We start from the raw sequence: 18359 nt of genomic DNA, 5'->3' as shown, positions 1-18359 counted from the left end.
GTGCCGGAGGCCGGCTACGTATGACGGCCCAATCGAACGAGATCAGCTACTTCCTTTTCGGCCCGAACCGCGGCACGCATTTCGTGGTGCGGACAATGCCGGTTTCGGCCATCTTGGAGCCCAATACCTCCTTCACCTGGCCGGCGGGGCAGGTGCCGTCATCGACCAGCACCCGCTGGCCGAGCCGGAGATCCGTGATGTCCTGCTCGCGCCCGACATATTGCGCCTGCGCGGGTGCGGCAACCAAGAGCAAGATACCGAGGACGCCGAGAGGGCAGGCTGCGACGTCCGCGAACGCGAAGATTTGAGAACGCATCACTTCCCTTCGATCTTCAGGCCTTTGGGCCCGAGATTGATCTGGACACCCTCGGGCTGCTTCTTGGCCTGATATAAATTGTAGCCGAGCACGATGATCGCCGCGCTGAGAATGCCGAGGAGGAAATAGAGGATATTGCGGTGGTCCGACATGCCAAAATCCAAAGTATGTTACCGTCGTTCGTATGCGCGAATGTACGAGCGGCCTTGCGATTCTGAAAGCAGCGGCGAATCCGGTGCAACTATGCATCAGATTGTGATTTGGTGCGGTCATCGGCAATTGGAACCGCGACAGGCATGATCACCCAGAACACTACGCAGCGCATCGTCGACGCCGTCGATGCCCACTTCGACCGGCAGCTTGCGACCACGAGCGACTTCGTCGCCATCCCCTCGACCCGCGGCGCCGAAGGGCCGTGCCAGGACATGTTCGGCGATCTCCTGCGTGTGCGCGGCTACGAGGTCGACGACTGGCACATCGATCTCGACGATCTGAAGGACATGCGCGGCTACGGCCCGATCGAGCACGACTTCTCGAAGGCGCGCAGCGTGGTTGGAACCTACCGGCCGGCCACGTCGGCCGGGCGATCGCTGATCTTGCAGGGGCATTGCGACGTGGTACCCGCCGGCCCGCTCGAGATGTGGGAGACGCCGCCGTTCTCGCCGGTGATCCGCGACGGACGAATGTATGGCCGCGGCGCCTGCGACATGAAGTCCGGGACGATCGGCGCACTCTATGCGCTCGATGCCATCAAGGCGGCCGGCTTCAAGCCGACGGCGCGCATTCATGTCCAGTCCGTGATCGAGGAGGAGAGCACCGGCGTCGGCGCACTGTCGACCTTGCAGCGCGGCTACCGCGCGGATGCCTGCTTCATCCCCGAGCCGACCAGCGGCAAGATGGTGCGCTCTCAGGTTGGCGTGATCTGGTTCCGCCTCAAGGTGCGCGGCTTTCCCGCGCATGTGTTCGAAGCCGGCGTCGGCGCCAATGCGATCCAGGCGAGCTATCATCTGATCCATGCGCTGGAGAAGCTCGAAGCGGACTGGAACGAGCGCGCCAAGAGCGACCATCATTTCAAGACGCTCAATCATCCGATCAACTTCAATCCGGGCATCATCAAAGGCGGCGACTGGGCCTCGAGCGTGCCGGCCTGGTGCGACGTCGATTGCCGCATCGCCATCCTGCCGGGCTGGTCGGTCAAGGACTGCCAGAACGAGATTCTCGCCTGCGTCGCCGCGGCTTCGCGCGATCACCGCTTCCTCTCCAACAATCCGCCGGTGGTCGAGTGGTCCGGATTCCTGTCCGAAGGATACGAGTTGACCAATTCGGCTGAGCCGGAGGCGGCGTTCGGCAAGGCCTTCACCGCCGTCTACGGCGGGGAGGTGCAGGACCTCGTCTTCACGGCGCTCACGGATACCCGCTTCTACGGGCTCAACTACAACATCCCCAGCCTCTGCTTCGGCGCGACCGGCGCGGCGATGCACGGCTTCAACGAATATGTCGATCTCGACTCGCTACGCCAGGCGACCAAGACCATGGCCTTGTTCATCGCCGAGTGGTGTGGAGTCGAGAAGGCGTGAGCGCAAGGCCGTCGCGGCAATGACCTCGGAGGTCATTGCCGCGCGGTCTGGGCTCGGCGCATCCAGGGTGCGGTGAAGGCACGGGGAGACGTGTCGTCCGTGCGCAAGGATCGGAACGGTATGACGCCGCTGGACAAGATCAATGCGATGAAGATGCCGTTCGCGGACTTGAAGGGCGTCACCTTCACCGAGGCCAGCGCCGATCGCGTCGTGGCGCAGATGCTGGTGCGGCCGGATCTGTGCACCCTGCATCACACCATCCACGGCGGCGCCGTGATGGCGCTCGCTGATTCCGTCGGCGCGGCTGCGACCGTGATCAACCTGCCGCAGGATGCCAAGGGCACCACAACCATCGAGAGCAAGACCAACTTCATCGGCGGCGCCAAGGAGGGGACCGTGGTGACCGCAACCGCCACGCCCGTGCACCGCGGCCGCCGCACTCAGGTATGGCAGACGCGGGTGGAGACCGAGGACGGGCGCCTGGTCGCGATCGTGACCCAGACTCAGCTCGTGCTGTGATGATTCGTACACAAACGAATTGTTAACTCACGCGATCCTTGCATGGCCGCATGTTCTCTCCGTAGAGCGCGGGGCTTGCAATGAATGTTGCGATGCACAATATAACTTCTGTCTAGGGAAAGACGTCTGTGTGCGAGGGCTCTCGAGAGGAGTCTCAGGCAGTGTCACAGGTAGATACTTTTCGTCCCCGGCCGGGCTTCGGCTATGTGCGGACGCTCAGCCAGCACGAAGAACTGCCGTTGCTGCGCGATCATCTGTTGCGGCTCGATGCGGAAAGCCGGCACGATCGATTCAACGGCTTCCTCGATGACAGTTTCATCGAACGCTATGCCGCCCGCTGTGCGGCCGATGGCACGATCGTCGTCGCCTACATGGAAAACGGCATGGTGCGCGGCGCCGCCGAGTTGCATCCGCCGGAGCAGTCCGAGGACGGGCTTCCGGAGATTGCGTTCAGCGTGGAGGCTTGCGTGCGCCGCCGCGGGGTCGGCAGCCTGCTGTTCCAGCGCGTGATCTCGGAGGCGCGGTGGAAGGGCTATCGCAAGCTTCGTGTCACGACCGGATCGCAGAACCATGCGATGCGGGCGCTCGCGGCCAAATTCGGCGCGCATCTGGCGTTCCGTCACGGCGAATCGACCGGCACGATCGATCTGAGCGAGCAGCCTCAGGATCAACTGGCGAAGCTCGTGATCGATGCGCCGATCGCGGCCGCGCGTGCGTTCTTCACCCTCAACCGGGCCTGCTGGAAGCTCGTGACCCGGATGTACGGCGACAAGCGCGCGGCCTGAGCCGAGCCGTTGCTGCGATGACAAAGGCGCGACAGCGATCACCGCTGCCGCGCCTTTTCGTTTGATTGCATTGGCCGATGCGCCCCGGAAGGCGTTCAGGTGCCGGTGCGCTTGTCGAAATTGAAGCGGCGCACGGTGCGGCGCTCGACCACGACGGCACGCTGCTGCGTGCCTTGGTCGGCCGTGATGACGCGCGTGTTGGTGCGCGCGGCAACGCGGACTGCCTTCTTCACCTCGGGCAGCACCTGCTCGAGCGGCAGACCCATCAGCGCCGACGCGATCTCGGCCTGGGCCTGCACGTCGTCGGTAATGCCTGACGCGGCGAAGATCGCTTCCTCCAGAGTCGGGGGATCACGCCTGACGCGACGCGGACCGTACTTGGTGTTCCAATCTTCGCTCATGGGGGCCTCGTGAATCGTCCGGGATACCTAGAAGCAGGATTGTTGCATTGCAATATATATTCCGCGGGGCAGCCCAGCTATGCGTTCACCATGTCGCGATTGGGCAACGGTACCTGCGTCATGTGGATATCCTGGGGCCAGCGGCGCAAGGCCGCGAGGCCGGCTTTTGTGAGGACATAGACACCGCGCTCGGCGCGGTCGAACCAGCCGTAGACGTTACGCTGCAGAATCTTCGGCGCATCCGGAATCTCCGCGCGGAGGTCGCGGACGCGCTTCGGCCCGCCCGAGAGCGCCGAGGCGCAGGCCAGCGCCTGCTGCCGATAGGCCGTCATGATGGGAGCCCGGGTCGAGCCGCCAGCGACGGGGTCGCCCTTGCGCCGCTGATGCTCGATCACGAGACGCGAACGCTTCTTGGGGTTCTTGCGCGGCGCGGTGGTAGGCGGCCGCACCAGCACTTCGATGTCTCCGGCTGAGGTCACGGCCAGCATGCCGAAGCCGAGCCGGCGGCACAGATTGCGGTAGCGGGAGTCGCTTTCACGACCCTTGCCACGTGCTGACAGATTTGCTGCGACCCAGACCTCATCGCAGGCCCCAGCCCGATCGACCGCCTGCAGCAGCAGTTCCAGGTTGAAGACCTGCTTCAGCTCGCAGACGACGACCACCGGCGGGTCGTCGCCCTTGAGCGCCACCACGTCGCAACCGCCGATTTCCCCCTTGACCGAGAAGCCAAGGTTTTCGAGGAAGCGTTTGACGGGAAGGTAGAGCGCGGTTTCCAAGGGGCCGTCCGATGTGTGCGACTCAGAGCGCGCGCGAGTCTAGCCCGCCGAGTCCGGTGATGTCAGCGCCAAGTCGGGGTGACCGGCTGGCTTCGCTACACCCGGCCGACAACCGGTATCAGTGCGCCGGTCACGCCGCTCGCGGCGTCGCTAGCGAGAAACAGAATGACCTCCGCGAGTTCCTGCGGCGTCACCCATTTGTCGAAATCGGCCTTGGGCATGCTGGCGCGGTTGGCCGGCGTATCGATCGTCGACGGCAAAACGGCGTTGACGGTGATCTTGCCCTTCCATTCTGCCGCGAGCGCTTCCGTCAGGCGATGCACGCCCGATTTGGACGCAGCATAGGGGCCCATGCCGGCACCGGCCTGGAGCGCGCCCATGGCGCCGATGTTGACGATGCGGCCCGTGCTGGAGCGGACGAGATGCGGGATCGCCGCGCGCGAGGCGTGCAGCGCGGTCATCAGGTTTCGCGCATGCATCGTCTCCCAGACGGAATCGTCGCCGTCGGCCGTGGTCTCGAACGCGAACGCGCCGGCGATGTTGATCAGCGCATCCAGAGTGCCGAAGTGGGCGGCGACGGAGTCGATCGCGACCTTTGCCTGCTCGGGGTCGGAGAGGTCGACACCTCCGAGCTCAATGCGGTCGTCACTCGCCGGGATTTCGGCCTGGGCATGATCGATCCCGGCCACATGCGCGCCCCGTGCGAGCGCGAGATCGGCCACGCTGCGTCCGAGCGCCCCTTGCGCACCCGTAATGACAATCACTGCTCCGTTCATTCCGTCCCTGGTCTCCGTTGACGCGCCCCACAGCGCCGCTTGTTATACTATGGCCCTGCCGATGAGTTGCAATGGCCGGACGGCCGGGGCATGCAATTGCAATCAGAAAGCGTGGTTCGTCAGAGGTGACCATGACGGCGACAGACTCTCTCGAATTTCCCGACGTCGCCACCGGTTTTGTCCGTCCGATCAGACAGTTCAGGCAGAGTCTGGATGCGCAGCGCAAGACCCGGATCGTGGCGCTTGGCTCATCGTCCACCGCCGGCACCAACGGAATTGTCGCTTTCCCGGCCCGGATCGAGCAGGCGCTGCGCAAGACCAATTTCGGCTGCCTGATCGACGTCCTCAATCGGGGTGTGGGCGGACAGGAATCCCCGGAGGAGCTCTCGCGCTTCGAATGCGACGTGATTGCGGAGCAGCCCTCGCTGGTCATCTGGCAGGTCGGCACCAACGCCGCCTACAGGCCTGAGGTCTATAGTCCCGATGAGGTCGAGGCGGCGCTGCGCGTCGGCCTTCGATGGCTGGCGGGGCTGGCCATCGACGCCATCGTGATGGACCTGCAATATACCGCGGCGATCGTGACGGTGCCGAACAGGCTGGCGCGTGCCGAGGACATTCAGCGACGGATCGAGAAGGTCACGTCTGCGGCCAACGTCAATCTCTTCGGGCGCTGGAATTTGATGAAGAGCTGGCATGAGGCTGGCCAGATTCCGTTGTCGGCGCTCGACGACGGGCACGGTGACCGCTTGCATGTGAGCGAGGCCGCCACCGCGAAGATCAGCGACGTTTTGGCCAGCGCCATCATGACGGCGCCTGCCGCGCTGGCCTGATCGATAAAATTAGCCGGACTTTCGTAAGTGGATTGCCAGCGCCGCCCGCTAGCCTGTCGCTATGCCGCTTGAGGGGCGTTGGAGCTTTGACATGATGAGACATCTGCCGGACCACGGTTTGCCGCTGGTGCAACTGAAGGAGCAGCGGCGGGATCTGGTGGTCGCCTTGCAGAACCGTGCAGGTCCGGTGACGGGCTGGGAATTGATGCAGATCGCGGCGGTTCAACAGGCGATTTCCGCATTCGAGGAGGTGATTGCCGATCTCGACGCGATGGAAGCCGCCGAGACAGCCGATATCGAAGCGGCCTGATCGGGCTCAAGCGTATTCGTGCCGCCCTGGCTCACAGTGTGAGATAGCGCGCCTGTAACGTCTTTCGTGCAGCGCCGTCGATGCCGAGACCGTCGCGCAGGTAGGTGTCGACGTCGCCGAAATCATCACGCATGGCGTCGAACGCAGCGGCGAGGAACGAGGCCTGGACCGTCCCGATCGCCTGGACGACATCAGCGGGAAGATCCGCGTGAGCTGCAGTCTCGCGACGATAGAGCTGGTTCGTGAGCAGGTAGTCTTCCAGGATCACGTCATCCGGAACGTCGAGCGCGTGCAGGACCAGTGCACAGGCGACACCGGTGCGATCCTTGCCGGCCGTACAATGGATCACCAACGGCGCATTCCCGTTGAGAACATGTTCGAACAGCGCGCGGAAGCGCGGCGTGTAGCTGCGGATGTAGTTGCGGTAGGACTCGCGCATCAGCTCCAAGGCATGGTCGGTTGTGAGCTGTCCTCCTGTCGCCAGGGCCCGCAGCGCCGGCAGGACGCTCGGCTCGATCGGCACGGAATGCACGGCGATCTCGGCGATCGTGCAGAGGCCGGCCGCGCGCTCGTCGCGACCGCGGAAATCGAACGCTGCGCGAATGCCGAGTTCCCGCAGGACCGCGAGGTCGGGCTCCGTCAACTGACCGAGATGGTTCGACCGAAACAGCTGCCGCCATCGCACGTGCCGGCCATCCCTGCTGGGATATCCGCCGAGATCTCTGAAGTTGCTGGCACCGTGAAGTCCGAGATGGCGGAGCGGATGGGCGGGCATGAACGCATTCTAGGGAATGCGGGCTTGATGTGAAGCGTCGTTTCGCCTGCGCGACGGCAAGGCAGAGGAGAGCATGAAGCGGCTCAGGACGGCGGAACGTATGCACCCGCCACGTCGAGCCCGTCGGTGACCGCCAGCAGTAGACATGGTTGACAGCGGGCAAGAAAAAGGGCCGGAACCTTGTCGGTCCGACCCTTCAGCAAAGGCGCGTGAGCGGCACGGTACAGTCGGACATCAGCGGTCCCACGCCGGCTTGGCTTCCTGGATCGCCTCGTCGTGATACCAGCTGCCGCTGTAGATCGTCGGCTGGATCGAGGGCGCGATCGGCCGCGCCGGCGATGCCGCGGATTGGCGAGGCGCAAGACCTGCCCGCCCTCCGCGCGGAAATTGATAGATCCTTGCGGACCCCTCGTGCACGTTAGTGTCCATTCCTCAGTCTCCTTCCATCGGGCCACACGTCATGCTGCGCCCGACTCGTTCTCTTGTGGTTACCGATCTCGATATCGGCTCTGCCCGGAGGGAATGCAACGTGACCAAAATCAAATCACATGTTGCGCGTTTTGCGGGCATTTCTGTCTTTGCTTCCTCCGCAGCAACGTGCAGCTGACCAACACTTGGGCTGGACCAAAGGTTGCGGAAAGAGGCTCAGGTCTTTTCAAAAATGTCCCGGACTTGCTGAGAGCTTGTTCGGACGTTTTTGCGCATCGCCGCAAATGCCACGGAATCAAGCGGGTTTTGACCAGCCTCTGATTTCCGCCATGCGTTCCGTGCAATCCCGGTCGCGCTGCTTTGCCGCACCCCTGACGTGCAAAAACCAGCGCCAGCTCCGCCCTGATTGGCCTTCGTCCATGCGACGGGACGTCGCGGGACTTGGCACGTTCCATGCTTAAGAGTGCGCTGGCCGATCGTGGCCGGGTAAGCGGGGAGCCTTCGATTGCTGGGCTCCCACCTTTCGATAAGACAGAGAGGCTCAATGACGAAGTACAAGCTCGAGTACATCTGGCTCGACGGCTACAAGCCGGTGCCGAATTTGCGCGGCAAGACACAGATCAAGGAATTTTCCTCGTTTCCGACCCTGGAACAGCTGCCCCTTTGGGGCTTCGACGGCTCGTCGACGATGCAGGCCGAAGGCCATAGCTCCGACTGCGTGTTGAAGCCGGTCGCCGTGTATCCCGATGCCGCCCGCACCAATGGTGTGCTGGTGATGTGCGAAGTGATGATGCCGGACGGCAAGACCCCGCATCCGTCGAACGCCCGCGCCACCATCCTGGACGATCCGGACGCGTGGTTCGGTTTCGAGCAGGAGTACTTCTTCTACAAGGACGGCCGTCCGCTCGGCTTCCCGGAATACGGCTATCCGGCTCCGCAGGGTCCGTATTACACCGGCGTCGGCTTCAAGAACGTCGGCGACGTCGCCCGCAAGATCGTCGAAGAGCATCTCGACCTCTGCCTCGCGGCCGGCATCAACCACGAAGGCATCAACGCCGAGGTGGCGAAGGGCCAGTGGGAATTCCAGGTGTTCGGCAAGGGCTCGCGCACGGCTGCTGACCAGATGTGGATGGCCCGCTACCTCATGCTGCGTCTGACCGAGAAGTACGGCATCGACATCGAGTTCCACTGCAAGCCGCTCGGCGACACCGATTGGAACGGTTCGGGCATGCACTGCAACTTCTCGACCAAGTATATGCGCGAGGTCGGCGGCAAGGAGTACTTCGAGAAGCTGATGGACGCCTTCAAGGAGGCGCGCGCCGACCACATCGCCGTGTATGGTCCGGACAACCACATGCGCCTGACCGGCAAGCACGAGACCGCTTCGATCGACACCTTCAGCTGGGGTGTGGCCGACCGTGGCGCCTCGATCCGCGTGCCGCACTCGTTCGTGAACAACGCCTATAAGGGCTATCTGGAAGACCGCCGTCCGAACTCGCAGGGCGACCCCTACCAGATCGCGTCTCAGGTCCTGAAGACGATCGCGATGGTTCCGACCGGCGCGAAAGCCGCAGCCTAAGACGCCGAACACATTACCCCGGGGCCGGGGCTGACATGATGATCCGCCGGAGCAGCCGCTTCGGCGGATCATTCGTTTGGCGGGCTGGCGTGATCGCGGAGGCGCCGCCTTGATCAATCGCAAGTCCGTCTCCGATCGCAGCGGTATGTCTTTCTGGAAGCGGTTTATGGAAGCGGGGCGTCGAATGAATTATCGCAAGTGGGTTTCAGGCGTTCTGATCGCCTGTTCGGCCATCTCCCTGGCGGCGGCACAGTCGCAGTCCAATGCAGAACAATATCTGCCGCGGCTCGGCGACATCATGAATCTGATCCAAGTCAGGCATGCGAAACTGTGGTTCGCGGGACAGGCCAAGAACTGGGATCTCGCGTCCTATGAGCTCGCGCAACTGAGGCAGAGCCTGACCGACGCCGCGGTGTTCTATTCGGGACTGCCGGTGGACAACGTCACCACGCTGGGCCAGCCGATTCAGTCGATCTCGGACGCCATCGCCGCCAAGGATGGCAAGCGCTTCGCCTCCGCCGTGACCGAGCTGACGTCGGGATGCAACGCCTGCCACGCGACCATGGATCGCGGCTACGTCGCGATCCGCATTCCGACCGACAAGCCGTTCGGCAACCAGGATTTTCGGCCTCAGGGCCGCTGACCGGGATGGGGCGGACAGAGCGGCGGAGGGCGCCTAAATTGCGCCTTCCACCGGCGGCGCGCATCGACTAAGAGCGGCGGCAACCTGTCCATGTCCTGAGACCTCATGATCCGCCTCGATAACGTCAGCAAGCAAGTCGGCCACCAGATTCTCTTCATCGAAGCCTCCGCCGCCCTCCAGCGTGGCGAGAAGATCGGCCTGGTCGGTCCGAACGGGGCCGGCAAGACGACGCTGTTCCGGATGATCTCGGGCCGCGAGCAGCCCGACGAGGGGCAGGTCTCGATCGATCGCGGCGTCTCGATCGGCTATTTCAACCAGGATGTCGGTGAGATGTCCGGCCGCAGTGCCGTGGCTGAGGTCATGGATGGGGCTGGGCCGGTGTCGTCGGTCGCCGCCGAGCTCAAGGAGCTCGAAGCCGCGATGGCCGATCCGGACCGCGCCGACGAGATGGACGACATCATCGCGCGCTATGGCGAGGTGCTGGCGCGGTTCGAGGAGCTGGACGGCTATGCGCTCGACAGCCGGGCCCGCGAGGCACTGGCCGGCCTCGGCTTCTCCGAGGAGATGATGGACAAGGATGTCGGCCTGTTGTCCGGCGGCTGGAAGATGCGCGTCGCTCTGGCGCGCATCCTCCTGATGCGTCCCGACGTGATGCTGCTCGACGAGCCGTCCAACCACCTCGATCTCGAGAGCCTGATCTGGCTGGAGCATTTCCTGAAAGGTTACGAGGGCGCGCTGCTGATGACCTCGCACGACCGCGAATTCATCAACCGCATTATCAACAAGGTGATCGAGATCGACGCCGGCCAGCTCACGACCTATTCCGGCGACTACGATTTCTACGAGCAGCAGCGGGCGCTGAACGAGAAGCAGCAGCAGGCGCAATATGAGCGCCAACAGGCGATGCTCGCCAAGGAAATCAAGTTCATCGAGCGGTTCAAGGCGCGGGCCTCGCATGCGGCGCAGGTGCAGAGCCGGGTCAAGAAGCTCGACAAGATCGAGCGGGTCGAGCCGCCGAAGCGGCGCCAGACCGTCGCGTTCGACTTCCTGCCGGCGCCGCGCTCGGGCGAGGACGTGGTGGCGCTGAAGAAGGTGTCGAAGAGCTATGGCAGCCGCCGCATCTACGACGGGCTGGACTTCATGATCCGGCGCCGCGAGCGCTGGTGCGTGATGGGCGTCAATGGCGCCGGCAAGTCGACCCTGTTGAAGCTCGTCGCCGGTAGCGCGGAGCCCGATGACGGCTCGGTGACGATCGGCGGCAGCGTCAAGATGGGCTACTTCGCGCAGCATGCGATGGACCTGCTCGACGGCGACGAGACGGTGTTCGAGTCGCTCGAGCATTCGTTTCCGCAAGCCGGGCAAGGCTCGTTGCGCGCACTGGCGGGCTGCTTCGGCTTCTCCGGCGACGACGTCGAGAAAAGATGTCGGGTGCTGTCGGGGGGCGAGAAGGCACGGCTCGTGATGGCCAAGATGCTCTACGATCCGCCGAACTTCCTGGTGCTGGACGAGCCGACCAACCATCTGGACATGGCGACCAAGGAAATGCTGATCGCGGCCCTGTCGAACTTCGAGGGGACCATGCTGTTCGTCTCGCACGATCGTCATTTCCTCGCCGCGCTCTCCAACCGCGTGCTGGAGCTGACACCCGACGGCCTGCACCAGTATGGCGGCGGCTACACCGAGTATGTCGCGCGCAGCGGCCACGAAGCGCCGGGCCTGCGCGGCTGATCGAGGGCAAGACGGCGGCGATCACGCGTTCAGCTCTCCACCATCTCGCCGACGCGGGCGGCCAGCGCCTCGACGTCGAACGGCTTGGTCAGCACCTGCATCCCCGGCGCGAGCTGGCCGCTGCTCAGGATCGCGTTCTCGGCGTAGCCGGTGATGAACAGCACCTTGAGATCCGGCCGCGTCGCGCGCGCCGCATCGGCCAGCTGGCGGCCGTTCATGCCGCCGGGCAGACCGACATCGGTGATCAGGAGATCGATGTGCGCGTCTGATTGCAGCGCCGCAAGGCCGGTCGGTCCGTCCTTGGCTTCGACTACCGCGTAGCCGCACTCGTCGAGCACCTCCATCACCACCATGCGCACCGTCGGCTCGTCGTCGACAACGAGGATGGTCTGGCCGGTGCGGGAAGACGGCGCCGCGCCGGCGCGCGCGGGATCGCTGGTCTCAACGGCACCGGCATAATGCCGCGGGAAATAGAGACACATCGTGGTGCCCTGACCGAGCTCGGAATAGATCCGCACCTGTCCGCCGGACTGCCGGACGAAGCCGTAGACCATCGATAGGCCGAGGCCGGTGCCCTGGCCGATCGGCTTGGTGGTGAAGAACGGATCGAACGCGTGCTCGATCACGTCGGGTGTCATGCCGGTGCCGGTATCGGTCACGCACAGCGAGATATATTGGCCGGGCGGCAGGTCGCGCTCGCGCGCGGCGCGGTCGTCCAGCCATTTGTTGGCGGTCTCGATCGTGATCCGGCCGCCCTCGGGCATCGCGTCGCGGGCATTGATGCAGAGGTTGAGCAGTGCGCTTTCGAGCTGCGACGAATCGATCAGTGCCGGCCAGAGCCCTCCGGCCGTCACGACCTCGAGCGCGATCTGCGGGCCGACGGTGCGGCGAACCAGCTCCTCCATGCCCATGACGAGCCGGTTGACATCGGTCGGCTTGGGATCGAGCGTCTGCCGGCGCGAGAAGGCGAGCAGGCGATGGGTCAGCGCGGCGGCGCGCTTCGAGGCGCCCTGGGCGGCCGCGACGTAACGGTCCACATCGGCAAAGCGGCCCTGGCGCAGGCGGGTCTGCAGCATCTCGAGCGAGCCCAGGATGCCGGTCAGCAGATTGTTGAAATCATGGGCGATGCCGCCGGTGAGCTGTCCGACGGCTTCCATCTTCTGCGACTGCCGCAACGCCTCCTCGGCCTCGTGCAGCCGGGTCTGTTCGCGCAGCCGGTCGGTGACGTCATAGGCGAACTGATAGGCGCCGATCTGTCGGCCCGCGGCGTCGCGCAGCACCGAGAAGCGCATTTCGTAGAAGCGGCGGTCGCGGCCGGGATCGCCGAATTCCTCGACCGCGACGAACTCCTCGCCAGCCAGCGCGCGGGACCATACCGCGCGAACCGCCGCCCGATGCTCCGGTAGATCCTTGAACAGCTCCAGCATGTCGTCGCCGATCTTGGGCTGGAGGCCGAAGACACGTCCAAACTCCTGCACGGCTGCGCCGTTGATCGCGATCAGGCGGTATTGCGTATCGACCACCTGTACGAAGGCGTTGGTGCCTTCGACGATGTCGGCGAGCAGCTTGCGCTCGGCGAGCGCGGCGACCACGCGGGCCTCCAGCGTGTCGTTGATCTCCTGTAGTGCAGCCTCGGCGCGCTTGCGCGCGGTGATGTCCTGGAACAGCACCGCGACCTGTCGACGTTCGGCCGGCTCCACCCGGAACGCCGCGAGCTCGAGATAACGTCCGGTGGCGACCAGCTCGCGCTCGAACCGGATCGGCTCGCCGGTGCGCAGCACGCCGCCATAGAGCTCGACCCAGCCGTCGGCCTCGCCCGGCACCATCTCCCGCACCTTCTGTCCGACCACGTTCGGAATGCCCGCATGCAGCGCGTAGGCCGGGTTGGCCTCGACATGGACGTAGTCGCTCAGCGGGCCGTGCGGGCCGTCGAAGAACTCGATGATGCAGAAGCCTTCATCGATCGAGTTGAACAGCGTCCGGTACCGCTCCTCGCTCTCCGCCAGGGCGGTCTCGGCGCGCGCGCGCTTGCCGGCATCGGCGGCGAACAGGGCCTGAAGACGGGCATTTTCGCTTTCGAGCTCCCGCAGCCGCTGCCGGAGCGCATCGATCGCTGAGGGACTCACGCCGCCTCGCGCAGATGAGGAGGCGGGGCAGGCAAAGCGGAGAACATTGAAGGGCCTATGCAGCTCGATGTGGAGATCGCTTGACGTCATAACATGTCAACGATCGTCCGTCAGGCCGCTGCCGATGGAACCCGACGATCATCGAGCGGCCCCGCCCACCCATGGCGGGGCCCAGATGTCGTCCAGCCCGGCGTCCGGTCAGCCGCCGGCCTCGCATTTCTTCATGAAGCTGGTCTTGGCGGCGCCGGCGAGCTTCTTGCCGTCGGAGCCGACCGCCTTGGTTTCACACGTCTCGGCCATGCACTTCTTCATGAAAGAGGTCTTGGCGGCACCGGCCAGTGCCTTGCCGTCCTTGCCGACGGCCTTGGTCTCGCAGCTATCCTCGGCGAAGGCGGAGCCGGCGGCGAAGGTCGCGAGCGCGGCAATCAGGAACAACTTCTTCATGAGTGTGTCTCCTTGGGACAAACAATGCGGCGGATGGGAGCCGCAAATCTTGGCGTGATCAAGTTTCCTGTTCGGCCTATCACCCGAAATCCGGCCGGGTCGGCCGGCGAACTCATCAGCATGCTACCGATGACGCGGACGCGACGCGCTTTGCAGCGAGTGGTCATCCCATGCCGCGCTGCAGAAACGCCAACGTCTGGCGATCCCGCACCCCGTCGCAATAGCGATCGAGCGCCTGCGCGAAGATCCCATTCGGGCTGATCGAATCGAACAGCGTCATGCATGAGCGGAATTTGGCATCGTCCGGCACACCCAGAATGTCGCGCAGCGACTTGCCTTGCACCGCGAGCACCAGTCGGGTGCATTCGACGAGTCGCGGGCCGAGCAGGGGATGCGCCAGATAGGCCTCGGCCTCGGCGCGGGAGCGGATCGCGTAGCGCTGCGCCATGGCGGAGCTGCCGAGCCCCTCGACCTGGGGAAAGATGAACCACATCCAGTGGCTTTGCTTGGCGGCGGCCGCAAGTTCGGCGGTCACCCGTGAATAAATCGAACTTTGTGCGTCGGCAAATCGGCCGAGATCATCCCATTCGGCGTTCATCCATTCCTCCAACCGGCTGATTCATCGATGTAATCGGCTTTCTGGGACGGTCGCGGCGCGGCCCTGCGAGGCTTGGATCCCGGTCCATTCCCCATCACTCCGGGCTGGCGTTTGTCTAGATTATGCCGCACTCTTGCCATCCTATGTCATGACGGGTCGAATCGTACCCCTTGGGGTCGGGCACCTTTCCCGGGTGGTCCGAAAAGGGGGGTATATCGGGGACGTGATGGCTTCCAGTGAAGCAAGCGTAGACGTTCTGTTGTCGCAAGGCCGCTTCGGGCGCTCCGAAGCGATCGCACTCGTGCTTGCAGCACTTGCGGTCGCAGCGGGCGCGGCCGCATGGGTCGGAGCCAACAGCGATGAGACGCCCCTTGCGAGCGCGGCGATTCCGGCCGCCGCGCCGTCCATGACCTTCGAAACACGTTTCGCGCCGGCCTCCGCCTCGGCCACGGCGTATTCGGAAAAAGACGCGGTTCGCGCGCTCGACCGTTTCGCCCTTCGCGGCGCGATCGACCGCCAACTGCTCGATGCCCGGGCCGCGCTGGTGAAGGGCATGGAAGCGCGCGATTCGGGCGCACGCGACCCCAGCAACAGCGATTGGCGGCCGATGTTGACGGAGGGCAATACCGTCACGATGCCCGCACCGGGCGTGCCGCTGCCGCGACCGCGGCCGTCCGTCGCCAACCTGCCGACCAGTCTGGTTTCGGCCAGTGCGCCTGAAGCCGTCGGACGCGTCGACGATCGCTCCATCCTGCAGAAGCTGTCCGACCTGTTGCCGAGCCCGACCAAGTTCGCCTCGCTCGGCCCGGATAGCGGCATCGTGCGCTCCGGGATCGATCTCGGTGCGCTCGGCTACGACAAGACCGCCGTCTACGACATCAAGGCCAAGATGGTGTATCTGCCGTCGGGGATCGGGCTCGAGGCCCATTCCGGCATGGGCAGCCTGCGCGACGACCCCGAGCACGTCAATCAGCGCATGGTCGGCGCGACCCCGCCCGCCACCTATGACCTGAAGCCGCGCGAAAAGCCGTTTCACGGCGTGCGCGCCCTGCGCATGAACGTGGTGGAGGGATCGACCCTCGGCCGGAGCGGATTGCTGACCCACCCCTATATGCTGGGGCCGGAGGGTGATTCGAACGGCTGCGTCTCGATCAAGAATTACGATCGCTTCCTGAAGGCGTATGATGACGGCGAGTTCAACCGACTCGTTGTCGTCGTCGGGCTCGAGGCTGGCACCCCGACGCGGACCGCGCAAAAGACCGAGTGACGTTTTGTTGCTGGGCCTCGGCGCGACCTCGGCGGTGACGCCCGTCGCATCTTCCGGAAGGTCCCCATGATTGATCCCGCAAACTCGGAAACGCGTCTGCGTACCACCTTCAACATCAAGGTGAACGGCAAGCCGGTCGTGATTTCGACGGTCGGGCAGGCCCATCAGTTCCTCACCAGCCTCAACGCCGTCGAGTGGATGGAGTTCAAGTCGCTGCACGACCAGGCCATGGCCGCGCTGCAGGCCGCGGCCGACAACGCGATCATGACGGTCCAGGCCACCACGGCGGTGCGCACGCTGTTCGTGAGCGCGAAGCTGTTGTGAGAAACCTGGTCCGAGACGGCTGCCGTGTCGGGCCATGCCGCGCGTGTTGCTCGCGTCACTGTCCGCCCCTTCACACTTGGTGTCATCGCCCGGCTTGCCGCCTCCGTTAAAGCTGCGGCGCGCCCTGGCGCTCGTTGCCGCGTCGAAGCCGACAGGCGAAGACGGGACCGGGCGATCCAGCACGCCGAGGCCGTCGTGATTGCGCGAGCGGCCGCGGCGCACCGGATGCCCCGCCGGAGCCTGTCCTCGGGCTCGCCGAAGGCGAGACGCGGGGGCGGGGCATGACAGCGGTGGGAGGAGCACCATCTCGCCTCATCGTCATGCAGGGGCGCGTGCAGCGCGAGCCCGGCATCAATAACCACGAGCGGCCGTGTGAGGCATGTTGGCCGCTCCATCTCGCTCAATCATTCCTGCCTGTGAGTATGGATTCCAGGCTCGCGCTGCGCGCGCCCAGGAATGACGGTGAGTCTGTGGAAGCGCTGCTCCGCTCATGACCTCACCTTTTCGCAGACTTCGAGATGTTCACGCATGCGCTCGCGCTCTCGCGACGCTCCGCGCCCGAGGGATCCGTCCGTCTTGCCCTCTCCATAAAAAGAGGGCGCGGGGAATGCCGGGATGCTGGCCGCAACCCATGGCCCGCCTGCAGAAAAAAAGCAGGCGGCAGTCACCACAGGTTCAGCCGGGCAACCGGCATTCCCCGCGCGATGATCTTAACGGCTGCTTCGCGCGCTCCCCGGTGCGCCGGGCGTTCTGGTCACCGTGCACGATGACGCGCTTTGGGCGCGCCACCGCGGGGGCATCAGCGTCGGGATGCCAGGACCACGCGACTTGACCGTACGCGACACCAGCGTTCGTCGGCGCAAAGATGCGCTGCGCTGCCATCGCGTTCACCGCTCCTCCCGCTCCACGTCCGTGACGACCGCGAACCGCCCCTCCTGCGAGCGGGAGATGGCGCGACAAAAGCACTGAATTCGATTTAGGAAAAGCAGAATATTTTCGACGAAGGGACTGGACAGGCCAAATCAGCTTGATGGGCCTGCGGAAAATCGTTTCCGCGCGCACCGCCGTTGTTGCCGATTCAAGCCCCGGAGGTGACGCCACCAGATGGACATGCGCCTTGATTTGCCCGGCGGGCAGGCGTTCGCGTCGTTCCGATGATCGTTGTTCGGCCGAGAGCCGCGGCGTGAACATGTTTGTTAGTTGCCCGGCGCACGCTGATCGCGCGAGGAAGCGAAGGCAGGCTGAAGCACGCTCGATGCGCGCCACGCGAAGCGACCGGGGATGGTCTTCGCGTGCATGCCGCGATGCACGCGTGGGGCCGTCCAACGCCATTGCGCGGGAGTGGATCGGCAGGACCAAGGCCCAGATCGAGCTGCCGCTGGAGGGATTCTACGACGGCGGCGACTGAAGCCCGCCGATGTTGCGGCGCGGCGGCCGTATCAGTTGGCCATCTCGGCGGCGTCGAGCGCGATCTCCTCGCGCTCGGCCTTCTCGGCCGCCGGAGCGTTGGCGGTCTCGGCCGTTTCGAAATCGTCCTCGGCGATCTCCTGGACCGCAGCCTCCTGGACTTCTGCCGTCTCGACCTCGGCCGTCTCGACCTGCTCGGCGGCGAGTGCGGCGGCCACGACGGCCTCCGGCTCGGCGTCGTCATTGGCCGGCGTCGCGAACAGGTTGGGGGCGGGGATGGTGGTCGGCACCACCGGCCGCTGCTTGGCCTTGTACCAGGACGAAAATTTCTGCGACAGGCCGGCTTCGAACTCGGCGAGCGGCAGGCTGTTGCCGTCCTCGTCGGTGATGACGACCTGCCAGCCTTCAGCCTCCATCACCTGTGCGTTGGCGAGAACGATGAGGGCGCTTTCGCGCTGCTTGCGGATCGTCTGCTGCTCCCGCTCAGCCACCATCGTGTACGCCATGAACCTGACTCCCACACCTGAACTCGGGACACGTGATGGTCCGAAGCACCATCAGGACGCCGCCACTACGCCGTGAGAGTGTGAGCGCGGCTGGGCCGGATTGCGTTCGCCTAATGACAATTTGGCGGCGTCTCACAGGTTCCGGCCGGCCAAGGGAGTCGAAGATGCAACAGGCCGCAAAATTGTGGTGCAGGACCGAGAGCGCTTGTTGAAGGCGCGCCGCGACGTGTCATCATTTGATTC

The 18359-nt window shown here is 64.7% G+C and carries 21 protein-coding genes; 10 read left to right on the top strand and 11 right to left on the bottom strand.

Annotated elements, in window-relative coordinates:
• Window positions 1–46: 46 nt before the first annotated feature.
• Window positions 47–316, bottom strand: coding sequence for a DUF6719 family protein (locus tag QX010_RS17735; protein WP_315800240.1), 270 nt, complete (start codon window positions 314–316; stop codon window positions 47–49).
• Entirely contained in the window at window positions 316–468 is a 153-nt protein-coding gene (locus tag QX010_RS17730; protein ID WP_315800239.1) for a hypothetical protein, read from the bottom strand. Before QX010_RS17730 ends, QX010_RS17735 begins: the two co-directional genes overlap by 1 nt.
• 144 nt (window positions 469–612) lie before the next feature.
• Here QX010_RS17730 and QX010_RS17725 point away from each other — a divergent pair, with 144 nt between their 5' ends.
• The 3 genes from QX010_RS17725 (at window position 613) to QX010_RS17715 (ending at window position 3197) form a co-directional block, all read left to right on the top strand.
• Window positions 613–1893, top strand: coding sequence for an ArgE/DapE family deacylase (locus tag QX010_RS17725; RefSeq protein ID WP_316180855.1), 1281 nt, complete (start codon window positions 613–615; stop codon window positions 1891–1893).
• Between the two features lie 120 nt (window positions 1894–2013).
• Entirely contained in the window at window positions 2014–2412 is a 399-nt protein-coding gene (locus tag QX010_RS17720; RefSeq protein ID WP_315800237.1) for a PaaI family thioesterase, read from the top strand.
• Window positions 2413–2540: 128 nt separating this feature from the next.
• Entirely contained in the window at window positions 2541–3197 is a 657-nt protein-coding gene (locus QX010_RS17715) for an N-acetyltransferase family protein (protein WP_410051393.1), read from the top strand.
• Between the two features lie 95 nt (window positions 3198–3292).
• Here QX010_RS17715 and QX010_RS17710 read toward each other — a convergent pair whose 3' ends face one another.
• From QX010_RS17710 to QX010_RS17700, 3 genes are all read right to left on the bottom strand, one after another.
• Entirely contained in the window at window positions 3293–3598 is a 306-nt protein-coding gene (locus QX010_RS17710) for a hypothetical protein (protein WP_172109527.1), read from the bottom strand.
• Between the two features lie 77 nt (window positions 3599–3675).
• Window positions 3676–4374 (bottom strand): DUF2161 domain-containing phosphodiesterase, encoded by a 699-nt coding sequence (locus tag QX010_RS17705; protein WP_315800235.1) that lies wholly within the window; start codon window positions 4372–4374, stop codon window positions 3676–3678.
• Between the two features lie 95 nt (window positions 4375–4469).
• Window positions 4470–5150: an SDR family oxidoreductase gene (locus QX010_RS17700; protein ID WP_316180851.1), complete on the bottom strand. Its 681-nt coding sequence runs from the start codon at window positions 5148–5150 to the stop codon at window positions 4470–4472.
• A gap of 131 nt (window positions 5151–5281) precedes the next feature.
• Between QX010_RS17700 and QX010_RS17695 the strand changes: the two genes are divergently transcribed.
• Together QX010_RS17695 and QX010_RS17690 are read left to right on the top strand one after the other, a co-directional pair.
• A complete protein-coding gene (locus QX010_RS17695) occupies window positions 5282–5980 on the top strand; it encodes an SGNH/GDSL hydrolase family protein (RefSeq protein WP_316180849.1) in 699 nt (232 codons plus the stop codon).
• Window positions 5981–6071: 91 nt separating this feature from the next.
• Window positions 6072–6290: a hypothetical protein gene (locus QX010_RS17690; RefSeq protein WP_012044361.1), complete on the top strand. Its 219-nt coding sequence runs from the start codon at window positions 6072–6074 to the stop codon at window positions 6288–6290.
• Between the two features lie 31 nt (window positions 6291–6321).
• Here the strand turns inward: QX010_RS17690 and QX010_RS17685 are convergent, their stop codons facing one another.
• Both QX010_RS17685 and QX010_RS17680 read right to left on the bottom strand, forming a co-directional pair.
• Window positions 6322–7065 carry a tyrosine-protein phosphatase gene (locus tag QX010_RS17685; protein WP_316180848.1) on the bottom strand — a complete coding sequence of 248 codons (744 nt, stop codon included), beginning with the start codon at window positions 7063–7065 and terminating at the stop codon, window positions 6322–6324.
• Between the two features lie 234 nt (window positions 7066–7299).
• Window positions 7300–7494, bottom strand: a complete 195-nt coding sequence (locus QX010_RS17680) for a DUF2735 domain-containing protein (protein ID WP_315800231.1) — start codon at window positions 7492–7494, stop codon at window positions 7300–7302.
• A gap of 544 nt (window positions 7495–8038) precedes the next feature.
• Here QX010_RS17680 and QX010_RS17675 point away from each other — a divergent pair.
• From QX010_RS17675 to QX010_RS17665, 3 genes are all read left to right on the top strand, one after another.
• Window positions 8039–9073: a glutamine synthetase beta-grasp domain-containing protein gene (locus QX010_RS17675; RefSeq protein ID WP_315712320.1), complete on the top strand. Its 1035-nt coding sequence runs from the start codon at window positions 8039–8041 to the stop codon at window positions 9071–9073.
• A 184-nt stretch (window positions 9074–9257) separates the two neighbouring features.
• A complete protein-coding gene (locus QX010_RS17670; RefSeq protein ID WP_315800230.1) occupies window positions 9258–9716 on the top strand; it encodes a hypothetical protein in 459 nt (152 codons plus the stop codon).
• Window positions 9717–9821: 105 nt separating this feature from the next.
• The gene (locus tag QX010_RS17665; RefSeq protein ID WP_315800229.1) at window positions 9822–11444 is read left to right on the top strand and encodes an ABC-F family ATP-binding cassette domain-containing protein; all 1623 of its coding nucleotides are present in this window, start codon (window positions 9822–9824) and stop codon (window positions 11442–11444) included.
• 29 nt (window positions 11445–11473) lie between these two features.
• On the opposite strand, the gene QX010_RS17660 is transcribed toward QX010_RS17665, so the two are convergent.
• The 3 genes from QX010_RS17660 to QX010_RS17650 all read right to left on the bottom strand — a co-directional run bounded on the left by QX010_RS17660 (window position 11474) and on the right by QX010_RS17650 (window position 14612).
• Window positions 11474–13570, bottom strand: a complete 2097-nt coding sequence (locus QX010_RS17660) for a PAS domain-containing protein (RefSeq protein WP_316180846.1) — start codon at window positions 13568–13570, stop codon at window positions 11474–11476.
• A gap of 198 nt (window positions 13571–13768) precedes the next feature.
• The gene (locus tag QX010_RS17655; RefSeq protein ID WP_008961253.1) at window positions 13769–14014 is read right to left on the bottom strand and encodes a hypothetical protein; all 246 of its coding nucleotides are present in this window, start codon (window positions 14012–14014) and stop codon (window positions 13769–13771) included.
• A 163-nt stretch (window positions 14015–14177) separates the two neighbouring features.
• The gene (locus QX010_RS17650; protein ID WP_316180844.1) at window positions 14178–14612 is read right to left on the bottom strand and encodes a DUF1810 domain-containing protein; all 435 of its coding nucleotides are present in this window, start codon (window positions 14610–14612) and stop codon (window positions 14178–14180) included.
• Window positions 14613–14838: 226 nt separating this feature from the next.
• Here QX010_RS17650 and QX010_RS17645 point away from each other — a divergent pair, with 226 nt between their 5' ends.
• On the top strand, window positions 14839–15879 hold the full coding sequence (locus QX010_RS17645; RefSeq protein WP_315800442.1) for a DUF2778 domain-containing protein: 1041 nt from the start codon (window positions 14839–14841) through the stop codon (window positions 15877–15879).
• Between the two features lie 66 nt (window positions 15880–15945).
• A complete protein-coding gene (locus QX010_RS17640) occupies window positions 15946–16203 on the top strand; it encodes a hypothetical protein (RefSeq protein WP_315800226.1) in 258 nt (85 codons plus the stop codon).
• Window positions 16204–17642: 1439 nt separating this feature from the next.
• Here QX010_RS17640 and QX010_RS17635 read toward each other — a convergent pair.
• Window positions 17643–18116 carry a hypothetical protein gene (locus QX010_RS17635; protein ID WP_315800225.1) on the bottom strand — a complete coding sequence of 158 codons (474 nt, stop codon included), beginning with the start codon at window positions 18114–18116 and terminating at the stop codon, window positions 17643–17645.
• Between the last annotated feature and the right edge of the window lie 243 nt (window positions 18117–18359).

Origin of the sequence: Bradyrhizobium sp. SZCCHNRI1009 (assembly GCF_032487575.1) — a bacterium.
Lineage (GTDB): Bacteria > Pseudomonadota > Alphaproteobacteria > Rhizobiales > Xanthobacteraceae > Bradyrhizobium.
Note: the sequence above shows the minus strand (reverse complement) of the source record. Positions and strands in the feature narration are given on the sequence as shown.

What these genes read in the sequence shown, in the direction of transcription:
- QX010_RS17735 (WP_315800240.1), bottom strand. Translation starts at nt 316, where the DNA reads ATGCGTTCTCAAATCTTCGCGTTCGCGGACGTCGCAGCCTGCCCTCTC.
- QX010_RS17730 (WP_315800239.1), bottom strand. Translation starts at nt 468, where the DNA reads ATGTCGGACCACCGCAATATCCTCTATTTCCTCCTCGGCATTCTCAGC.
- QX010_RS17725 (WP_316180855.1), top strand. Translation starts at nt 613, where the DNA reads ATGATCACCCAGAACACTACGCAGCGCATCGTCGACGCCGTCGATGCC.
- QX010_RS17720 (WP_315800237.1), top strand. Translation starts at nt 2,014, where the DNA reads ATGACGCCGCTGGACAAGATCAATGCGATGAAGATGCCGTTCGCGGAC.
- QX010_RS17710 (WP_172109527.1), bottom strand. Translation starts at nt 3,598, where the DNA reads ATGAGCGAAGATTGGAACACCAAGTACGGTCCGCGTCGCGTCAGGCGT.
- QX010_RS17700 (WP_316180851.1), bottom strand. Translation starts at nt 5,150, where the DNA reads ATGAACGGAGCAGTGATTGTCATTACGGGTGCGCAAGGGGCGCTCGGA.
- QX010_RS17695 (WP_316180849.1), top strand. Translation starts at nt 5,282, where the DNA reads ATGACGGCGACAGACTCTCTCGAATTTCCCGACGTCGCCACCGGTTTT.
- QX010_RS17690 (WP_012044361.1), top strand. Translation starts at nt 6,072, where the DNA reads ATGATGAGACATCTGCCGGACCACGGTTTGCCGCTGGTGCAACTGAAG.
- QX010_RS17685 (WP_316180848.1), bottom strand. Translation starts at nt 7,065, where the DNA reads ATGCCCGCCCATCCGCTCCGCCATCTCGGACTTCACGGTGCCAGCAAC.
- QX010_RS17680 (WP_315800231.1), bottom strand. Translation starts at nt 7,494, where the DNA reads ATGGACACTAACGTGCACGAGGGGTCCGCAAGGATCTATCAATTTCCG.
- QX010_RS17675 (WP_315712320.1), top strand. Translation starts at nt 8,039, where the DNA reads ATGACGAAGTACAAGCTCGAGTACATCTGGCTCGACGGCTACAAGCCG.
- QX010_RS17670 (WP_315800230.1), top strand. Translation starts at nt 9,258, where the DNA reads ATGAATTATCGCAAGTGGGTTTCAGGCGTTCTGATCGCCTGTTCGGCC.
- QX010_RS17665 (WP_315800229.1), top strand. Translation starts at nt 9,822, where the DNA reads ATGATCCGCCTCGATAACGTCAGCAAGCAAGTCGGCCACCAGATTCTC.
- QX010_RS17655 (WP_008961253.1), bottom strand. Translation starts at nt 14,014, where the DNA reads ATGAAGAAGTTGTTCCTGATTGCCGCGCTCGCGACCTTCGCCGCCGGC.
- QX010_RS17650 (WP_316180844.1), bottom strand. Translation starts at nt 14,612, where the DNA reads ATGAACGCCGAATGGGATGATCTCGGCCGATTTGCCGACGCACAAAGT.
- QX010_RS17645 (WP_315800442.1), top strand. Translation starts at nt 14,839, where the DNA reads ATGGCTTCCAGTGAAGCAAGCGTAGACGTTCTGTTGTCGCAAGGCCGC.
- QX010_RS17640 (WP_315800226.1), top strand. Translation starts at nt 15,946, where the DNA reads ATGATTGATCCCGCAAACTCGGAAACGCGTCTGCGTACCACCTTCAAC.
- QX010_RS17635 (WP_315800225.1), bottom strand. Translation starts at nt 18,116, where the DNA reads ATGGCGTACACGATGGTGGCTGAGCGGGAGCAGCAGACGATCCGCAAG.